Genomic DNA, 19,012 nt, shown 5'->3' with positions numbered 1-19,012 from the left:
CAAATTTTTTATCTTCTTTCAACCCCATTAAAAACAATTTGATAACATTTTGTTACATTATTTAAGTAAATGTTAGCTCTGTCCTGCCGTTGAAAAGCCATACCTTTTCAATAATGAGCAATTTATGATCACCTTTTTTCGCCGTGCGGGTCTGGGCGCAAAGCTATCGCTTCTTACCGGCGTGAGTGTCGCCACGCTGTTTCTGCTTTTCACTTTTCTGCTCAGCCATAAAGCCAGCCAGCAGCTTGAAGCCCTTGCGGTAGAAGACCTGCATAACCAGTCCACCGGTATGGTTGATATGGTACAGATGTTTAACACCAGTCTGAGCGAAGAGGTCGAGAGCTATACCCGGCTGTTCACCACCTTTTTACCGCAGCCTTTGAGCGTCGACAGCAGTCAATTCCAGACCATTAACGGGCTTAGCGTTCCCCTTCTGAAAGGGAGTGAAACGGGCCTGCATGAAAACAATGCACTTTCTGACGACTTCCTGACGCGTACAGGGGCAATCTCGACCCTGTTTGTGCGTAGCGGTAATGACTTTGTCCGTGTCGCCACCTCCCTGCGCAAAGAGAACGGCGATCGGGCAATGGGTACCGTTCTGGACACAGCCAGTCCGGCCTATGCGGCCGTCACCAAAGGCGAGGTCTATCGCGGTCTGGCGTTGCTGTTCGGTAAGCGCTATATCACCCAGTATCAGCCGTTCAAAAACGCAGAAGGCCAGGTCATTGGGATCATTTTTGTTGGTGTGGATATCACCCACTCCTGGAACGTGATGCGCGAAAAAATCCTCAATCGTCGTTTAGGTGACAGCGGACACTTCTTCGTGCTGGATCGCAGCAACGGTAAAACGCGCGGACAGTTCCTGTTCCACTCGAACCGGGAAGGCCAGCTTCCTGAGTGGGACAGCGCCACCCAGCAGCAGTTGCTGAGCAATACCCCGGGCACGCTGGAACGCACAAGTGAGGATGGTCGCATACTGAAAATGGCCTACACGCCGCTGCCAGGCTGGAACTGGACCATAGTGGGGGAAGTGGATAAATCGGTGCTGCTCTCAAGCGTCACCACGATGCGGGATCGCTTCCTGCTGGCAGGCGTGGCGCTGTCAGTCCTGTTTGCCGCGCTGTTTGTCATCATCATTCGTCGCATGCTGACGCGTCCGCTGCGTAACGTCATTCACCTTGCCCGACAATATGCGGCAGGCGATCTGCGTGCCAGCCTGTCCGTTACCCGCCAGGATGAGGTTGGCCAGCTTATCGACGCCATCAACGGGATCGGCGGCGGTCTGCAAAAGATTGTCCTGCAGGTACGCGAGGCCGCAGGCGAGATCCATCTGGGCACTAACGCCCTGGCCTCTGATACTGGTGAGATCTCAGAGCAGATCAACAAACAGGCCAGTAGCGTTGAAGAGACCTCCGCGAGTATGGAACAACTCGCTGCAACCGTGCAGCAAAACGCGGCCAATATGGAACAGACGCAGCAGCTGGTGGGGGAAACCTCACGCGCGGTGCATCAGGGGGGCGAGACGGTGACGAACGCAGTCTCCACCATGGACGATATTCGCGACGCCTCAAAGCGCATCGAGGACATCACGCGTGTGATTGAGTCGATTGCTTTCCAGACTAACATTCTGGCGCTTAATGCAGCGGTTGAAGCAGCACGCGCCGGCGAACACGGAAAAGGGTTTGCTGTGGTCGCGCAGGAAGTGCGCGCCCTGGCGGCACGCAGCGCTAATGCGGTGAAAGAGATTGAGCAGTTGATTGGCGACACGCTGAACAAGGTGAGTGAAGGCCATGCGCTCTCAGAGCAGACGCGTCTGGCGATGGATGCCATCATCGCGCACATCGATAACATCAACCAACTGGTGACCGAGATTAACCATGCATCCCGCGAACAGTCGGCGGGGATCCGTCAGGTGAATCTGGCCATGACCCATATTGGTGAAGCCTCCCACATCAACGCCGATCGCGTCTCGCGCAGCGAGCAAACCGCACAATCACTGCGCGAGAAAGGGTCGCACCTCACTCAACTGGTGAGCCTGTTCCAGCTTAAAAACTAGCCTACCCTGCCCGTGGCGCGTAGCAGAAGATCGCTTTGAACCTGCTCTGTCATCAGCGTGCCGCCACGGGTATCCAGCATCATGCGGCACCAGGCCTGCGCGACGGGCGGAGAGGCGTGCCGCAGCATCTGGCTTCCGGCGCCCAGCAGGAATAGCTGATGCGCAATCTCCCGCCCCTGCGCCTCCTGCGGTTTACGCAGTTTTTGCTGCAACTGCCGCCAGCTGCGATCGAAGTGTCTGTCCTGACCTTTCACCTGCGCAAAATCCTCTGCCAGCAGATCGAACATACCCGGCTGCTTCGCCAGAACGCGCAGAACATCCAGACACATGATGTTCCCTGAGCCTTCCCAGATGCTATTCACCGGCATCTCGCGATACAGACGGGGGAGTTCACTCTCCTCGCAGTACCCGATGCCGCCCAATACCTCCATCGCCTCTGCCACGAACGGGATACCCGCTTTGCAGACGCTGAATTTCGCGGCTGGCGTGAAAAGCCGCGCCCAGGCCGCCTCCTGCGGATCGGCGCGTTTATCCCACGCCCGGGCAAGACGAAACAGCAGCGCCGTTTGCCCCTCCAGCACCAGCGCCATGCGGCTCAGGACGTCGCGCATCAGTGGCTGATCGATGAGGTTTTTCCCGAACGTCTGCCGCTGATGGGCGTGGTACAGCGCCACGGATAATGCCCGACGCATCAACCCATGGCTGCCCAGAGCGCAGTCAAAACGCGTTAACCCGCCCATGCGAAGGATCTGTCGTACCCCTTCCCCCTCTTCCCCTAACAGCCAGCCGGACGCATCCAGAAACTCCGCTTCACTGCTGGCGTTAGAGCGGTTGCCGAGCTTGTCTTTCAGCCGCTCCAGGCGCACGGCGTTGCGCTGCCCGTCAGGCAAAAAGCGAGGAACAAAAAAGCAGGACAACCCGCCTTTCGCCTGCGCCAGCACCAGATGCGCATCGCTTTGTGGCACGGAGAAAAACCACTTGTGTCCCACCAACCGGTAGCTGCCGTCGCTGCACTTTTCCGCTTTAGTGGTGTTGCTGAGTACGTCCGAGCCGCCCTGTTTTTCCGTCATCCCCATGCCGATCAGCAGGCCGCGCTTTTGGGCTCCAGGGGCAAGGTGAGGATCATAACGATCGCTCAGTAGCGGCGTGAGCCAGTTCTGGAAAGGTTCAGGGAGCGCCTGTTGCAGCAGCGGCGTGGCGGCAAACGTCATGGTCACGGGGCACAGCGTTCCGGCCTCAACCTGAGCATGCAACACGAAGCGCGCGGCGCGAGCGACAAAGGAGCCTTTACGCGCCTCCTCTTCCCACGCCAGGTTATGCACCCGGTTAGCGCACAGCCCCTGCATCAGAAGATGCCAGGCGGGGTGAAAACGGACATCATCCAGCCGCTCACCGGTGGGGTCATAGCGAAGTAACTCCGGCGGATTGACGTTCGCCAGCCTGCCAAGCTCCAGCGACTCCGCCGTACCTAACTGCTGGCCGATACTGGCCAGCAACTCGCTATCCCACTCCGCGCCTTCGCGGGCAACCGCGTCACGCAGGGCACAATCAGAGAGAAAAAGGTTGCTGTTCGAAAGCGGTGCGGGTTGGTTAAAAACGGTATGTGTTTGCCAGTGCATGCTGTCTCCCTCCTTCAGTGGCAATGAAGATAAGTATGGACAGACCCTGTGCACGCTGCATGGGAGTAAGGTCACACGGTAGCGATCCCGCTGATATCATTCGTGAAATAGCTCACAGAACATAAGAATAAACTATTTCATCACTTCACTTTTATTGAATAATTTATTCTTACCCCTTTCAGTGAGGAAAGTTATGCAACCGAATGCGCATAAGCGTGCGTTAATTGCAGGCTCCATTGGTAATTTCATCGAATGGTATGAGTTTGCGGTCTACGGCTTTCTGGCCACCGTGATTGCGAAAAACTTCTTCCAGCTTGAAGGCGAGTCGGGGCTGACCAGCCTGATCCTCACCTACGCCTCGTTTGCCATCGCTTTCTTTTTCCGCCCACTGGGGGCGGTGGTATTTGGCCGCATCGGCGACCGGATTGGCCGCAAACCGACGCTGATTATTGTGCTGGTGCTGATGACACTCGCCACCGCCGCCATCGGTGTTGTGCCAGTCTATGCCAGCATCGGTATCGCTGCGCCGCTGATCGTTACGTTGCTGCGCATCCTGCAGGGATTGTTCGCGGGGGGTGAGTACGGTGGTGCGGTTTCCTTGATGACGGAATTTGCACCACGCGGTAAACGTGGTCTGTATGGTGCATGGCAATCGTTCACGGTGGCGCTGGGGCTATTAGCGGGCGCGGGTATTGTCGCCTTGCTTTCTGCCTTACTGACACCGGAAGCCCTGCATGACTGGGGCTGGCGTATCCCATTTTTCCTGGCCCTGCCTATGGGGGTGGTGGCGCTCTGGTTGCGGGTGAGTATGGAAGAGACGCCGAGCTTCGTGCAGCAGCAGGAAAAACCGCTGATCGCGCAGGCCAGTACCGTCGCCACAATTAAAGCGATCGTGATGGGAATTGGCCGGGTGATGGTCTGGTCGGCGGCGGGATATACCTATCTGGTGATTATGCCGACCTATCTGCAATCGGCACTGCACACCGGATTTAACCAGGCACTGTTGATAGCCGTGATTTCGAATGTCGGCTTTGCGCTCACCATTATTCCGTCGGGGATCCTGAGCGACAGGATTGGCCGCCGCACGGTGATGCTTATCGCCACCGCGTTACTGCTGATCCTCGCCCTGCCGCTGCTGAAAATTCTGCAGGCGGAGTCCAGTACCCTCGCGGTAAAAGCGATCGTGGTATTGATAGCTGGCGGACTGGTGGGCATGCTGGCAGGTCCAGGGCCGGCAATGCTCTCAGAGATGTTCCCGACGCGTGTACGCTATACCGGGCTTGGTCTGGCGTATTCCTTGTCGAATGCCATTTTCTCGGGGTGTGCGGGGCTTATTATTACCGGGTTGATTAAGGAGACGGGAAACCTCGACATTCCGGCATATTACGTCATGGCGACGGCGGTGGTGAGTATTGTGGCGCTGATGACGCTCAGGAAGGATGACCATTTGCGGGCGTTGGAGGAGTAAGGCTGTCACCGTCTGGTGCCCTCACCCACCGGGAGAGAGATAAAACACAAAAGGCCGTCCACAGGACGGCCTTGCTGTTTATTCGCCGCGCTGACGTACCGCTTCAAACAGGCAAATACCCGTTGCAACAGAAACGTTCAGGGACGACACGCTGCCCGCCATCGGGATGCTGATCAGCTCGTCGCAGTGCTCACGCGTCAGGCGACGCATGCCTTCACCTTCCGCACCCATTACCAGCGCCAGACGGCCGGTCATTTTGCTCTGATACAGAGTATGATCCGCTTCACCGGCGGTACCGACGATCCAGATATTCTCTTCCTGCAGCATACGCATGGTGCGCGCCAGGTTGGTGACGCGGATCAGCGGAACGTTTTCCGCTGCACCGCAGGCCACTTTCTTCGCCGTTGCGTTCAGTTGTGCAGAACGATCTTTCGGTACGATCACCGCGTGCACGCCCGCCGCATCGGCGCTGCGCAGGCACGCGCCGAGGTTGTGCGGATCGGTCACGCCATCCAGGATCAGGAAGAACGGGTTATCCAGTGCAGCGATCAAATCCGGCAGATCGTTTTCCTGATACTGACGGCCTGGCTTCACGCGGGCAATAATCCCCTGGTGAACCGCGCCTTCACTTTTCTCATCCAGGAACTGGCGGTTGGCCAGCTGGATCACCACGCCCTGCGCTTCCAGTGCGTGGATCAGCGGCATCAGACGTTTGTCTTCACGCCCTTTCAGAATGAACACTTCCTGAAAACGCTCCGGTGCGCGCTCCAGCAGGGCCTGCACCGCGTGGATGCCGTAAATCATTTCACTCATTGATGATTCTCATAAAAGGTATTTCCCCCTCTCCCCAGTGGGGAGAGGGTCAGGGTGAGGGGAGAATTTACTCCGCCTGCTGTTTCTTCGCTGCACGCTTCGCTTTGGTCGCAGCAGCAATTTTCTGCGTTTTCGCGGACGGCTTTTTCGCCTTGCGAGCCTCTTTCTTCGCCGCTTTTGGCTTCTGCTTTTTCTCACCGCGGAAGGCGCTGTCTGGCTCGAAGTTCACTTTCTTACCCGCCTGACGACGTTTGCCGCTCGCGTTGCCGTTACCGCCTTTTTTCGCCTTCTCACGCGCGGTTTTACCTACGTTGCGCGGCGCGCGCTCGCTGGAGATCAGACTGAAGTCAATCTTACGCTCGTCCATGTTGACGGCTTCGACTTTGACTTCCACCCGGTCGCCAAGGCGATAGGTCTGTCCACCCGACTCACCAATCAGGCGCTGTCCAACCTGGTCGAAACGATAATAGTCGTTATCGAGGCTGGAGACATGCACCAGACCGTCGATAAACAGCTCGTCAAGGCGAACAAAGAAACCAAACCCGGTCACGCTGGCGATAACACCTTTGAAAATGTTACCGACCTGATCCAGCATAAAGTCGCATTTCAGCCAGTCAGAGACTTCGCGCGTCGCTTCATCGGCACGGCGTTCGGTCATGGAACAATGCTGGCCAAGCTGCAGCATCTCTTCCATTGAATAGTGGTACCCGCCGGTTTCAGTCGTGTTCCCTTTATGGCCCTGCTCCTGCGCCAGCAGATACTTGATCGCACGGTGCAAAGACAGGTCCGGATAACGGCGGATCGGCGATGTAAAGTGCGCGTAAGACTGCAGCGCCAGACCGAAGTGACCACGGTTTTCCGGATCGTAAATTGCCTGCTTCATGGAGCGCAGCAGCATAGTCTGCAGCATTTCTGCATCCGGACGATCGCCAATGGATTCCAGCAGCTCAGCATAATCGCGCGGCTCTGGCTTGTTACCGCCAGGCAGCTCCAGACCGAGTTCAGCCAGTACGGAGCGGAACGCAGTAATGGCTTCCGTAGACGGTTTATCGTGGATACGGAACAGCGCCGGCTCTTTAGCTTTCTCGACAAAACGGGCCGCCGAGATGTTCGCCAGGATCATACACTCTTCGATCAGCTTATGCGCATCGTTACGCTGGGTCTGTTCAATACGCTCAATGCGGCGTTCAGCGTTGAAAATGAACTTCGCCTCTTCGCTCTCAAACGAGATCCCGCCACGCTCTTCACGCGCCTGATCCAGCGTTTTGTAGAGGTTATGCAACTCTTCGATGTGCTTCACCAGCGGCGCATACTGTTCACGCAGATCCTGATCGCCCTGCAGCATATGCCAGACCTTGGTGTAGGTCAGACGTGCATGGGAGCTCATTACCGCTTCGTAGAATTTATAACCGGTTAAGCGACCTTTACTGGAGATGGTCATCTCGCAAACCATACACAGGCGATCAACCTGCGGGTTCAGGGAACAGAGGCCGTTGGAGAGCACTTCCGGCAGCATCGGTACCACCTGAGACGGGAAGTAAACCGACGTACCACGGCTGCGCGCTTCGTTATCGAGCGGCGTATGGGGACGAACGTAATAGCTCACGTCGGCGATAGCAACCCACAGACGCCAGCCGCCGCCACGTTTTTTCTCGCAGTATACGGCGTCATCGAAGTCGCGGGCATCTTCACCATCAATGGTGACCAGCGGCAAACTGCGGAGATCCACGCGTCCCGCTTTGGACTCTTCCGGCACCTCTTCCTTCAGACCCACAATCTGCTCTTCAACCGCTTTTGGCCAGATGTAAGGGATCTCATGCGTACGCAGGGCCATATCAACAGCCATGCCGGTACCCATGTTATCGCCCAGCACTTCGACGATTTTACCTACCGCTTTGGTGCGACGCGTTGGACGTTGGGTAAGTTCCACTACTACCACAAAGCCCATGCGCGCGCCCATCACCTCTTCAGGCGGGATCAGGATATCGAAGCTCAGACGGCTGTCATCCGGTACCACAAAGCCTACACCGGCATCGGTAAAGTAGCGGCCAACGATCTGGCTGGTTTTTGGCACCAACACGCGAACCACGCGTGCTTCGCGGCGGCCTTTACGATCGGCACCCAGCGGCTGCGCCAGGATCTGGTCGCCGTGAATACACATCTTCATCTGTTCGGATGAGAGGTAGAGGTCGTCTTTGCGGCCCTCTACGCGCAAAAAACCGTAACCGTCGCGGTGACCAATGACGGTCCCTTTCAACAGGTCGAGGCGTTCTGGCAGCGCATAGCACTGGCGGCGGGTAAAGACCAGTTGCCCGTCGCGCTCCATGGCGCGCAGGCGGCGGCGAAGGGCTTCAGTTTGCTCTTCACCTTCAATGTTTAATTCAACAGCAAGTTCTTCACGATTGGCGGGTTTTTCGCGTTTTGTTAAGTGTTCAATGATGAACTCGCGGCTGGGGATAGGATTCGCGTATTTTTCAGCTTCGCGTTCCTGGAAAGGATCATGTGACATATCGGTTCCTCCGTTGTCAGCTCCGGTGGAAATTTTCTTCATTCCACCAGCAATAATTTATAAAGCGGTTGATTCTCTTCAGCCAAATCGGCCAGCGTGTAGTAATCCAGTTCCTTAAGAAAACTTTGCACGGCCAGAGAAAGCGCCTGTTTCAGGCGACAAGCGGGTGTAATGTGGCAGAACTCACTGCTGCAGTTCACCAGAGACAAAGGCTCCAGTTCACGCACCACATCCCCAATACGAATACTTTGCGCCGGTTTACCGAGACGGATCCCACCATTTTTCCCGCGGACGGCAGCAACGTATCCGGCACGACTAAGTTGATTGATTATTTTGACCATATGATTACGGGACACGCCGTAGACCTCTGTCACTTCAGAGATACTGGTCATTTTCCCATCGGGTAACGACGCCATGTAGATTAGCGCGCGTAAGCCGTAATCGGTGAAACTTGTTAACTGCACATCAACCTCAGGAAAAAAGGGAAAACGCGGTAAAACCGCAGAGATATTCATTAATGATGATAAACCAGCCAGATAGTTAGGGGCTAATTTATTTGACAGACGGGGCGAAAAAGCGGATATCCAGGAGCGGTCGCCGGATGGCGCTACGCTTATCCGGCCTACGGGTTTCCCCGCAGGCCAGCAGTCACGAAGATTATGCGTCGAACGGGTCGCGCAGAATCATCGTTTCAGTACGATCCGGGCCGGTAGAGATAATGTCGATCGGCACTTCGGTCAGTTCTTCAATGCGCTTGATGTAATCCAGCGCCGCCTGCGGCAGGCCGCTACGCTCTTTCACACCGAAAGTGGTCTCAGACCAGCCTGGCATGGTTTCGTAGATTGGCTCGATACCTTCCCAGTCGTCAGCAGCCAGCGGAGTGGTGGTCACTTCACGGCCATCTGGCATGCGGTAGCCGACGCAGATTTTCACCTCTTTCAGGCCGTCCAGGACGTCCAGTTTGGTCAGGCAGAAGCCAGACAGGGAGTTGATCTGCACTGCACGACGCACAGCCACTGCATCCAGCCAGCCGGTACGACGACGACGACCGGTGGTCGCGCCAAACTCGTTACCCTGCTTGCACAGGAACTCGCCGGTTTCATCAAACAGCTCGGTCGGGAATGGACCCGCACCTACACGAGTGGAGTACGCTTTGATGATGCCCAGAACGTAATCCACATAACGTGGACCCAGGCCAGAGCCGGTCGCCACGCCACCTGCGGTGGTGTTAGAGGAGGTTACGTACGGATAGGTACCGTGGTCGATATCCAGCAGCGTACCCTGCGCACCTTCGAACATGACGAAATCGCCACGCTTGCGCGCCTGGTCCAGCAGATCGGACACATCAACTACCATGCCGGTCAGAATGTCTGCAATCGCCATGACATCATCCAGCACTTTCTGGTAGTCAACAGCGTCTGCTTTGTAGAAGTTCACCAGCTGGAAGTTGTGATATTCCATCACTTCTTTCAGTTTTTCAGCGAAGGTGGCTTTATCGAACAGGTCGCCCACGCGCAGACCGCGACGAGCCACTTTGTCTTCATAAGCCGGGCCGATACCACGACCGGTGGTGCCGATCGCTTTAGCGCCACGCGCTTTTTCACGCGCAACGTCCAGCGCCACGTGATAATCAAGGATCAGCGGGCAGGCTTCGGAGAGCAGCAGACGCTCGCGAACCGGGATACCACGGTCTTCCAGACCTTTCATCTCTTTCATCAGCGCAGCCGGAGACAGCACTACGCCGTTACCGATGATGCTGGTGACGTTTTCGCGGAGAATGCCTGATGGAATAAGATGGAGGACGGTTTTTTCACCGTTGATTACGAGAGTATGGCCTGCGTTGTGACCGCCCTGGTAGCGTACAACATATTTAGCCCGTTCAGTCAGAAGATCAACAATCTTCCCTTTACCTTCGTCACCCCATTGGGTGCCCAGTACGACGACGTTGTTACCCATTTTTTTCAAAATCACCGTTTGCTTAAAAATGGATTCTACCATCGCTTTTTCAGATATACAGCACTTTTTGACCCCAAAATATGCCAAAACCGATCACTTTTTGATCAGCCAATCGTTTTCCTCAACATGTAGTAGATAACAATGCCAGCAACCACAAGACCGCCGCCGAATCGGCGCAAAATATTATCCGGCAACTGGCTCAGGGTGGCGATCATGCGACGCCAGGCGCGCGGATAGAGCATCGGGCCCAGGCCTTCCAGGACTAAAACCAGCGCCAGTGCCAGCCAGATCGTTGAATTCATTTTTAATCCTTATAAAAGAAAACCACCGCTCCGTTAAGAGCGGTGGTTTGAATACTCAAACGAGACTGAGTTTATCGCGTTGCGTTAGTCGGCGTCTTCATATAACGGAAGAAATCGCTGTCCGGGCTGAGCACCATCACATCCTGGTTGCTCTGGAAGCTATTCTCGTAAGCACGCAGGCTACGGATAAAGGCGTAGAAGTCTGGATCCTGGCTAAACGCATCGGCGAACAGTTTCGCGGCTTCCGCATCACCTTCACCACGCAGGATACGGCCCTGACGCTCAGATTCCGCCAGCGTCTTGGTCACTTCGTAATCCGCGGCCGCACGCAGTTTTTCCGCTTCTTCCTGACCCTGTGAACGGTGACGACGGGCTACCGCTTCACGCTCGGCGCGCATACGGTTGTAGATCGCCTCAGACACTTCCGCCGGCAGGTTGATCTGCTTAATACGCACATCCACCACTTCGATACCCAGCGCAGCCATACTGTTCGGGTTGATTACAGGCACTTTACCATTGGTTTCAGCCTGAACACGTTCCGCCGCTTTAGCAATTGCATCGTCCGCAGCTGGCGTTTCAACTTCGTCTTCCGTACCCGCGGTGCCGGAGTTCAGCGCATCGCGCACTTCCAGCGTCAGACGACCACGAGAGTCGGTCACGATGTCTTTCACATCCAGACGACCAATTTCAGAACGCAGACGGTCAGAGAATTTACGTTTCAACAGCACTTCCGCCTGAGAAACATCACCGCCGCCTGTTGCCAGGAAGTAACGGCTGAAATCACTGATACGCCACTTGATATAAGAGTCAACGATCAGGTCTTTCTTCTCTTTGGTCACGAAACGGTCGGCCTGGTTATCCATGGTCTGGATACGCGCATCAAGCGTCTTCACTGACTGGATAAAAGGAACCTTGAAGTGCAGACCCGGCTCATAAATCACCGGACGCTTGTCACTGTCACGGACGACGCTGCTGAACTGGAACTTAATCCCGCGCTCGCCCTCTTTCACCACAAAGATAGAGGTATAAAGTACGACCAGTACGATGACGATGATCGCAATAACTGACTTACGCATCCTTATTCCCCCTGACGCTGGTAGTCGTTACGCTGCGCGTTAGCACGGCGTTGGTCCATAATGTCACCATCGTTCGAAGAAGGCGTGGTTGTTGCGCTGGAGCTACCGGACGATGCAGGTGGCAGACGCAGCAGGTTATTCGCACCGCTGTTGTCTTTTGCTGCCGGTGCAGAACCGCCTTTCAGCATCTGATCCAGCGGCAGTACCATCAGGTTTCCACCTTTGCTGTCGTTAACCAGCACTTTACGTGTATGGCTCAGCACTTTTTCCATGGTTTCGATATAAAGACGCTCGCGGGTAATTTCCGGAGCCGCTTTATATTCCGGCAGGATTTTCGCGAAACGTGCCACTTCACCCTGCGCTTCCAGGATGGTCTGGGTCTTATACGCGCGTGCTTCTTCAAGAATACGCTGCGCCTGACCGTTAGCACGTGGCTGAACTTCGTTGGCGTACGCTTCCGCTTCACGGATGTACTGCTGTTCGTTCTCACGCGCGGCAATCGCGTCATCAAACGCGGCTTTCACCTCTTCCGGCGGACGAGCAGCCTGGAAGTTGACGTCCAGCAGGGTGATACCCATGTTGTACGGACGAATGGTCTCTTCCAGCTCACGCTGGGTATCGCTACGAATAACGGTACGACCTTCAGTCAGAATGCGGTCCATGGTGTATTTACCGATCACGCCACGCAGGGCGCTGTCGGTCGCCTGACGCAGGCTGTCATCGGCACTGGTCACGCTAAACAGATAACGTTCTGGGTCCGTAACACGATATTGCACGTTCATCTCAACGCGCACTACGTTCTCATCAGAGGTCAGCATCACGCCGGAAGCGGCCAGCTCACGCACCGACTCCACGTTCACTGCAGTGACGTCGTCAATGAAGGTCGGTTTCCAGTTCAGGCCCGGCTCAACCAGATGGCTGAACTTACCAAAACGGGTGACCACGCCGCGCTCGGCTTCTTTAATGGTGTAGAACCCGCTGGCTGCCCAGATGATGACCACGGCAGCGGCCACAATGCCCACGATGCGACCACCCATTTGCGGACGCGGGCCCTGGGTAGAATTGCCACCCGAGCCAGACCCTTTTCCTCCACCAAGCCCACCAAGCTTCTTGCTTAGCTTGCGGAAGATATCATCCAGATCCGGCGGCCCCTGATCGCGACCACCTTTGTTGCCATTTCCCCCAGAGTTGCCGCCTTGATTATTGCTGCTTCCCCACGGGTCGCGGTCCTGTCCGTTATTACCGGGCTGATTCCACGCCATGTATATGCTCCATATTTGTTATGCAAGGGCGAATTATTCAGGCATCCCCTTTCCGATCAGACGATATAGTCGACCAGCGCAGGTTCTTGTTTACAGAGGCGACGCCAGTCAACGATCGGCATACGCACCTGCATCCCCACGCTGCCGTCATCCTCCATCCACTCTTTTTCTATCGCCTGAAGCTGATAAAACCGGCTGCGCAGCCTGCCTTCCTGTGGTGGCAGTCGCAGCGTGTGCTGGGCTACCTCACCGGAAAGACGTTCTGTCAAAGCCTGGAAAAGCAGTGGCACGCCAATACCGGTCTGGGCGGAAAGCCAGACCCGAATTGGTTTGTTCTCTTCATCACGATCGATACGCGGCTCAAAATCATCCAGCATGTCGATCTTGTTCATCACCAACAGCGTTGGGATCTCGTGGGCCTCGATCTCTTCGAGCACCACATTCACCGCGTCGATGTTTTCCTGCACGCGGACATCTGCAGCATCAATCACGTGCAGCAGCAGGGTCGCCTGACGCGTCTCCTGCAGGGTGGCTTTAAACGCGGCCACCAGATCATGCGGCAGGTGGCGGATAAACCCTACGGTATCCGCCAGCACGGTTTCACCCACATCCGCCACGTCGATACGACGCAACGTTGGGTCCAGGGTCGCAAACAGCTGGTCTGCGGCATAGACCTGGGCCTCGGTAATCTGGTTAAACAGGGTGGATTTACCGGCGTTGGTATACCCCACCAGCGACACCGTCGGGATGTCGGCTTTCGTACGCGCCCGACGTCCCTGCTCACGCTGTTTCTCGACTCTTTCCAGACGAGAGAGGATCTGGGTAATACGGCCGCGCAGCAAACGGCGGTCGGTTTCGAGCTGGGTTTCACCCGGACCGCGCAAACCAATCCCGCCTTTTTGTCGTTCAAGGTGGGTCCAGCCACGTACAAGACGCGTGGCCAGATGGCGCAGCTGCGCCAGCTCAACCTGCAGCTTACCCTCGTGGGTACGTGCACGCTGAGCAAAAATATCTAAAATCAACCCCGTGCGATCGATAACACGGCATTCGCAAAGCGCTTCCAGGTTACGCTCCTGAGCCGGAGACAGCGCATGATCAAACAACACGACTGACGCACCGGTTGCTTTTACGGCATCCGCAATTTCTACTGCTTTACCTTCACCAACAAAATACTTTGGGTGCGGCGCTTTACGGCTACCGGTAATCACCTGCATTGCTTCGACACCGGCGGAAGAGACCAGAGATTCAAACTCCTGGAGGTCTTCCATATCTTTGTCTTGCGAAAAATAGATGTGTACCAGCACCGCCTGCTCACCGGCATCATAACGGTCAAACAAGCGTAAAACCCTCTAAAAATATCAGCGGGGAACGCAGGATCCCTGGCTCCCCGTGTGGATAACAGTGCGAAACCTTATTCGGTCTCGTCGCTGTCCTGCGCAGGAGCAGAAGAACCCTGCGCGTTGCTGCCATGATGGTAGTTACTACCAGTGCCGCCGCCAGCGTTATTGCTGTGATGAGATACCGGACGGGACGGAACAACAGTAGAAATAGCGTGCTTGTAGACCATCTGGCTGACCGTGTTTTTCAACAGGATCACGAACTGATCGAAAGACTCAATCTGACCTTGCAGCTTAATACCATTCACCAAATAAATAGAAACTGGAACACGTTCCCGACGCAATGCGTTCAGGAACGGATCTTGTAAAGATTGCCCCTTAGCCATTCTATCTTTTCCTTATATGCTTGTTTTGTACTTAGAACCTTGCGATTCTGAAAAATTGCGCACGATACGTCTCAATTGTACACATTCAGTGAGCGATATCACCAATAACCTCAATCACTTCGTTTAGCGCCTGTTGCGGTTTTTCGCTGTCTAACCAGTGAACCCCTTCCCAACCGCGCAACCAGGTGATCTGGCGCTTCGCTAACTGTCTCGTGGCGCAAACACCTCTATAAACCATTTCATCATATGAAATCTCGCCTTCAAGATATGACCACATCTGGCGGTATCCCACACAACGAACGGAAGGCATGTCCGTATGCAAATCTCCACGGGCAAATAACGCCCGCACTTCTGCTTCAAAATCTGAAGCCAACATCTGATGAAAACGCTGCTCAATTCGTTGATGGAGCAGTTCACGGCTCGCCGGGGCGATAGCGAACTGATGCACCTGATACGGCAGAGCGTCTCCTGACGTTTGCGTCAGTTCCGTTAAAGTTTTACCCGAAATGAAAAAAACTTCCAGTGCCCGGGAAAGCCTTTGCGGATCATTTGGATGGATCCGTGCTGCGGCAACCGGGTCAATCTCTGCCAGTTGCTGATGCAAAACGTCCCATCCCTGCTCTGCCGCCTGCTGTTCAATTTTTGCTCTTATTTCAGGGTCCGCCGATGGCAGAGGAGAGAGCCCCTCCAGCAACGCCTTGAAATAGAGCATGGTGCCGCCAACCAACAGCGGTATACGTCCCGCCGCCGTTATCTCGGCCATCTCGGCTAAGGCATCGCGGCGAAAATCCGCTGCGGAGTAAGCCTGCGCCGGGTCGAGTATGTCCAGCAAACGATGCGGAGCCGCGCGCAGTTCGGCTGCGTCGGGCTTCGCCGTGCCAATGTCCATTCCTCGGTAGATGAGGGCAGAATCGACACTAATCAACTCTACGGGCAAAACTTTACGTAGCTCAATGGCTAACGCCGTTTTGCCGGAGGCCGTAGGGCCCATCAAAAAAATCGCCTTAGGCAGGCTCGCCTTACTGACATCAATCATCTTTAAGGGCAGTCATCGCCGTTTGTAAATCAACAGGTTGTAATAATCCACCCGGCGGTGCTTTCACCAGATGCGGGCAAAGGCGTTCCACCTCTGCCAGCACGCTAATCGCCTGTGCCATACTCCACGGCGTATGTTCGCTGGCCAAATGGCGGGCGATCCACTGCGCGGTGTTGGCGGCATCAAACGTTGTTTGTTGCGCCAGGTAGCCTATCAGTTCAGGAATCAAGTTTTGTAAATTTTGTTGGCGTAAGGGTAAAGGCACTGCGCGAATTGTCACATGCTGTGATTCCAGTACCATTTCAATCCCCATCTGCGCCAGTTGGGCCTCTGCGCGCTGCAGTACCCTTGTTTCTTCAGTGGATATTTTTAGTCGAACCGGGATCAAAAGCGGTTGCGCACAAGCCGCGTTTTCTCCCGGGGTCAGCTGCACCTGTTTTAGCCAGCGTTCTGCAACCGGCAGGGCCAGGAGCATGAGCTTGCCCTCGCGTTCGAGTAACGCCATATCCGGCGCAATAATCGTCAGTACCCGGCCAAAGCTCTGACTATGCCCTTCCAGCGAAGGCGCTTGTACCTCACTGTGCTCTTTACGCGTGACTGCGGGAGTTTCCAGCAGTTTACGGTACAACGCCCCCTGCTGCTTTTGATAGCCGGGCTGAGCGTTGGGATAGTTCGCACCGGTGGGTCGCGGCGCGCTTCCTGCCGACGAGAAACGTGGCGCTTCCGGTTCACGCGCGACAGCTGGCTCGGCAAAATGGTTACGCCCCGCCGCAACACGGTTTTCCGGTATTGGACGCGGAGCGGGCTCTTCTTTTTCCAGCGGCAGCGTGGGTTCAACCTGCTGCTGCAAAACGCTCAGCACGCCCTGATAGATGAAATCGTGCACCAGCCGCGACTGATGGAACCGAACTTCATGCTTGGCAGGATGGACGTTAACATCAACCTGATGCGGGTCGATTTCCAGATAAAGCACAAACGCAGGCTGCTGATCCGCGCCGAGCTTATCTTCACAGGCCTGACGAATGGCGTGGTTGATCAGACGGTCGCGCATCATGCGGCCGTTTACGTAGCAATACTGGATCTCCGCGAAGGCGGCGCTGCTGGCGTTCGGGTCGGCAACCCAACCGCGTAAGGCCAAATCACCGTGCTGCCATTCAATGGCCAGCGCCTGTTCCAGAAACGGCGTGCCGCAGATTGCCCCCAGACGACGCTCTTTCTGCCCGCCCTCCGCTACTGCGCGGTACTGGCGCATCACCTTGCCGTTGTGGCTGAGGTTGATGGTGACATCGAAACGCGCCAGCGCGATACGGCGGATAATCTCATCGATATGACCGAATTCGGTCTTCTCGGTGCGCATAAACTTACGGCGGGCGGGAGTGTTGTAGAAGAGATCCAATACTTCGAGCGTCGTGCCAACAGGATGCGCCGCAGGTTTAATCGTGACGTCCATATCGCGCCCTTCGGCATAGGCCTGCCAGGCTTCCTGCTGTTCGGCCGTACGGGAGGTTAGCGTTAAACGGGAAACCGAGCTGATACTGGCCAGCGCCTCGCCGCGAAACCCGAGGCTGATGATCGCTTCCAGGTCATCCAGAGAGGCGATTTTACTGGTCGCGTGACGCGCCAGCGCCAGCGCCAGCTCCTCTTTTTTGATACCGCACCCGTTGTCCCGAATGCGAATCAGCTTTGCGCCACCACGTTCGATATCAATATCGATGCGGGTAGCTCCCGCATCAAGACTGTTTTCGACCAGCTCCTTCACCACCGACGCAGGGCGCTCCACCACCTCACCGGCGGCGATTTGGTTCGCAAGCTGCGGCGGTAGAACCTGAATCGGCATGAATTCTCCTTAGTTGGTCGCGGTCATCTCACCCGGCAGCACGGCGCTGGCCGTCTGGGCTGCACCGCCCTGCGGCGCAGACTGCAGCGGATGAGCCTCAAAGTATTTACGCAGACCGTTATAAATCGCTTCGGCAATTTGCTGCTGATAGCTGTCGCTGCCCAGCAAACGCTCTTCGCTGTTATTACTGATAAAGCCCGTTTCCACGAGGATCGATGGAATGTCCGGCGAACGCAGAACCCCAAGGCTCGCATGCTCCGGACGGCGTTTATGCAATGCCCCGATGCCTTGCAGCTGATTCAGTACGTTGGTGGCGACATCATACCCGACGCGCTGAGAATGACCGAACTGTAAATCGAGCACCGCCTGGCTGAGATACGGGTCAGACTGGCTGTTGGCCAGCACATCGCCCGCACCACCCAACAGTTCGGACTGCTTCTCATGCTCTTCAAGCCAGTTAGCCATTTCACTGTTCGCCCGACGGTTTGACAGCACCCACACCGATGCCCCCGTGGCGTTACGGTTTGGCGCGGCATCCGCATGAATGGAGACCAGGAAGTTAGCATTTTGCTTACGCGCCACGTCTGAGCGTCCCATCACGGAGATAAAATAATCGCCGTCACGGGTCATTACGCCCTTAAACATCGGGTCATTGTTCAACAGCGTCCGTAGCTTACGGGCAATGGCGATGGTCACGTTTTTCTCGCGCGTACCACCTGGACCAATTGCACCAGGATCCTGCCCGCCATGACCGGCATCAATGGCGATAATCACTTTATCACCGCTGACCACCCGACGCGCGCTGGCCGCCGGGCGCGTCACGGTATTACTACTGGTGACGCCGGTGATGCGATCGTTGTCGGTTTTAAACGGATTACGCGCAGGTTCAGACGGGCGCGGGGTATAAACCGGCTCTTCCACCCGTTTCGCCACAACCGGCGGCGGTGGCGGTGGCGGTGGCGGAGGCGCATCGGCATTGATGGTAAAGACCACCGTATAATTCGCGCCGTTTTGCTGCTTCACCGCCCGCGTTTTACCCTTTTCGGTCAGATCGACCACCAGGCGCAATGACTGACTGTCTTTTGGCGTACCGGAACGAATACTTTTGACCAGGTTGTTACCGCTGAACTGCAAGGGCAACCCCTGGATCACACCCGTCTGTTTGATATCCAGCGCCACGCTTCGGCTGTCTGGTTGAGAAAAAGCATATTCAGGGTCGCCCATAAAACTGAACGTGATCCGGGCCTGACTCTCCCCGTTCGACACCTGAATATCCGAGAGGCTTGCCGCACCAGCCTGCGCGCACAGCAGCACTGTGGCAGCCAATAACCAACCTTTAACGCGATTTATCATCC

At 55.8% G+C, this 19,012-nt stretch carries 15 protein-coding genes; 2 read left to right on the top strand and 13 right to left on the bottom strand.

Annotated features, from left to right (window positions below):
- Nucleotides 1-124: 124 nt before the first annotated feature.
- Entirely contained in the window at nucleotides 125-2,056 is a 1,932-nt protein-coding gene (locus M8370_RS16065) for a methyl-accepting chemotaxis protein (protein WP_250021369.1), read from the top strand.
- Here M8370_RS16065 and M8370_RS16060 read toward each other — a convergent pair.
- Nucleotides 2,053-3,675 (bottom strand): isovaleryl-CoA dehydrogenase, encoded by a 1,623-nt coding sequence (locus M8370_RS16060; RefSeq protein WP_013095296.1) that lies wholly within the window; start codon nucleotides 3,673-3,675, stop codon nucleotides 2,053-2,055. The two genes, M8370_RS16065 and M8370_RS16060, sit on opposite strands and share 4 nt — an antisense overlap.
- A 193-nt stretch (nucleotides 3,676-3,868) precedes the next feature.
- Between M8370_RS16060 and M8370_RS16055 the strand changes: the two genes are divergently transcribed.
- Nucleotides 3,869-5,143 (top strand): MFS transporter, encoded by a 1,275-nt coding sequence (locus tag M8370_RS16055; RefSeq protein ID WP_250021368.1) that lies wholly within the window; start codon nucleotides 3,869-3,871, stop codon nucleotides 5,141-5,143.
- 78 nt (nucleotides 5,144-5,221) lie between these two features.
- Here M8370_RS16055 and rlmB read toward each other — a convergent pair whose 3' ends face one another.
- The 12 genes from rlmB to amiB all read right to left on the bottom strand — a co-directional run bounded on the left by rlmB (nucleotide 5,222) and on the right by amiB (nucleotide 19,010).
- Nucleotides 5,222-5,956 (bottom strand): 23S rRNA (guanosine(2251)-2'-O)-methyltransferase RlmB, encoded by a 735-nt coding sequence (gene rlmB / locus M8370_RS16050; protein ID WP_013095294.1) that lies wholly within the window; start codon nucleotides 5,954-5,956, stop codon nucleotides 5,222-5,224.
- A gap of 67 nt (nucleotides 5,957-6,023) precedes the next feature.
- The gene (rnr, locus tag M8370_RS16045) at nucleotides 6,024-8,465 is read right to left on the bottom strand and encodes a ribonuclease R (protein ID WP_013095293.1); all 2,442 of its coding nucleotides are present in this window, start codon (nucleotides 8,463-8,465) and stop codon (nucleotides 6,024-6,026) included.
- A gap of 38 nt (nucleotides 8,466-8,503) precedes the next feature.
- A complete protein-coding gene (gene nsrR, locus M8370_RS16040) occupies nucleotides 8,504-8,929 on the bottom strand; it encodes a nitric oxide-sensing transcriptional repressor NsrR (RefSeq protein WP_250021366.1) in 426 nt (141 codons plus the stop codon).
- A gap of 193 nt (nucleotides 8,930-9,122) precedes the next feature.
- Nucleotides 9,123-10,421 (bottom strand): adenylosuccinate synthase, encoded by a 1,299-nt coding sequence (locus M8370_RS16035; RefSeq protein ID WP_006178975.1) that lies wholly within the window; start codon nucleotides 10,419-10,421, stop codon nucleotides 9,123-9,125.
- A 104-nt stretch (nucleotides 10,422-10,525) separates the two neighbouring features.
- Entirely contained in the window at nucleotides 10,526-10,723 is a 198-nt protein-coding gene (locus M8370_RS16030) for a DUF2065 domain-containing protein (RefSeq protein WP_013095291.1), read from the bottom strand.
- 71 nt (nucleotides 10,724-10,794) lie between these two features.
- Entirely contained in the window at nucleotides 10,795-11,799 is a 1,005-nt protein-coding gene (gene hflC / locus M8370_RS16025; protein ID WP_013095290.1) for a protease modulator HflC, read from the bottom strand.
- Nucleotides 11,800-11,801: 2 nt separating this feature from the next.
- Nucleotides 11,802-13,061 carry an FtsH protease activity modulator HflK gene (gene hflK / locus M8370_RS16020; protein WP_013095289.1) on the bottom strand — a complete coding sequence of 420 codons (1,260 nt, stop codon included), beginning with the start codon at nucleotides 13,059-13,061 and terminating at the stop codon, nucleotides 11,802-11,804.
- Between the two features lie 56 nt (nucleotides 13,062-13,117).
- On the bottom strand, nucleotides 13,118-14,398 hold the full coding sequence (hflX, locus tag M8370_RS16015) for a ribosome rescue GTPase HflX (protein WP_013095288.1): 1,281 nt from the start codon (nucleotides 14,396-14,398) through the stop codon (nucleotides 13,118-13,120).
- 74 nt (nucleotides 14,399-14,472) lie between these two features.
- Nucleotides 14,473-14,784, bottom strand: coding sequence for an RNA chaperone Hfq (gene hfq, locus M8370_RS16010; RefSeq protein ID WP_013095287.1), 312 nt, complete (start codon nucleotides 14,782-14,784; stop codon nucleotides 14,473-14,475).
- 85 nt (nucleotides 14,785-14,869) lie between these two features.
- Entirely contained in the window at nucleotides 14,870-15,820 is a 951-nt protein-coding gene (gene miaA / locus M8370_RS16005; protein WP_020688973.1) for a tRNA (adenosine(37)-N6)-dimethylallyltransferase MiaA, read from the bottom strand.
- Nucleotides 15,813-17,657, bottom strand: coding sequence for a DNA mismatch repair endonuclease MutL (mutL, locus tag M8370_RS16000; protein WP_061772495.1), 1,845 nt, complete (start codon nucleotides 17,655-17,657; stop codon nucleotides 15,813-15,815). The genes miaA and mutL overlap by 8 nt, the downstream gene beginning before the upstream one ends.
- A gap of 9 nt (nucleotides 17,658-17,666) precedes the next feature.
- Nucleotides 17,667-19,010, bottom strand: coding sequence for an N-acetylmuramoyl-L-alanine amidase AmiB (gene amiB / locus M8370_RS15995; RefSeq protein ID WP_250021364.1), 1,344 nt, complete (start codon nucleotides 19,008-19,010; stop codon nucleotides 17,667-17,669).
- Nucleotides 19,011-19,012: the final 2 nt, after the last annotated feature.

This window comes from Enterobacter cloacae complex sp. OE43NF, from assembly GCF_023544405.1.
Taxonomy (GTDB): Bacteria; Pseudomonadota; Gammaproteobacteria; order Enterobacterales; family Enterobacteriaceae; genus Enterobacter; species Enterobacter cloacae.
The sequence above is the reverse complement of the archived record's forward strand: the minus strand, read 5'-3'. Positions and strand labels throughout refer to the sequence as shown.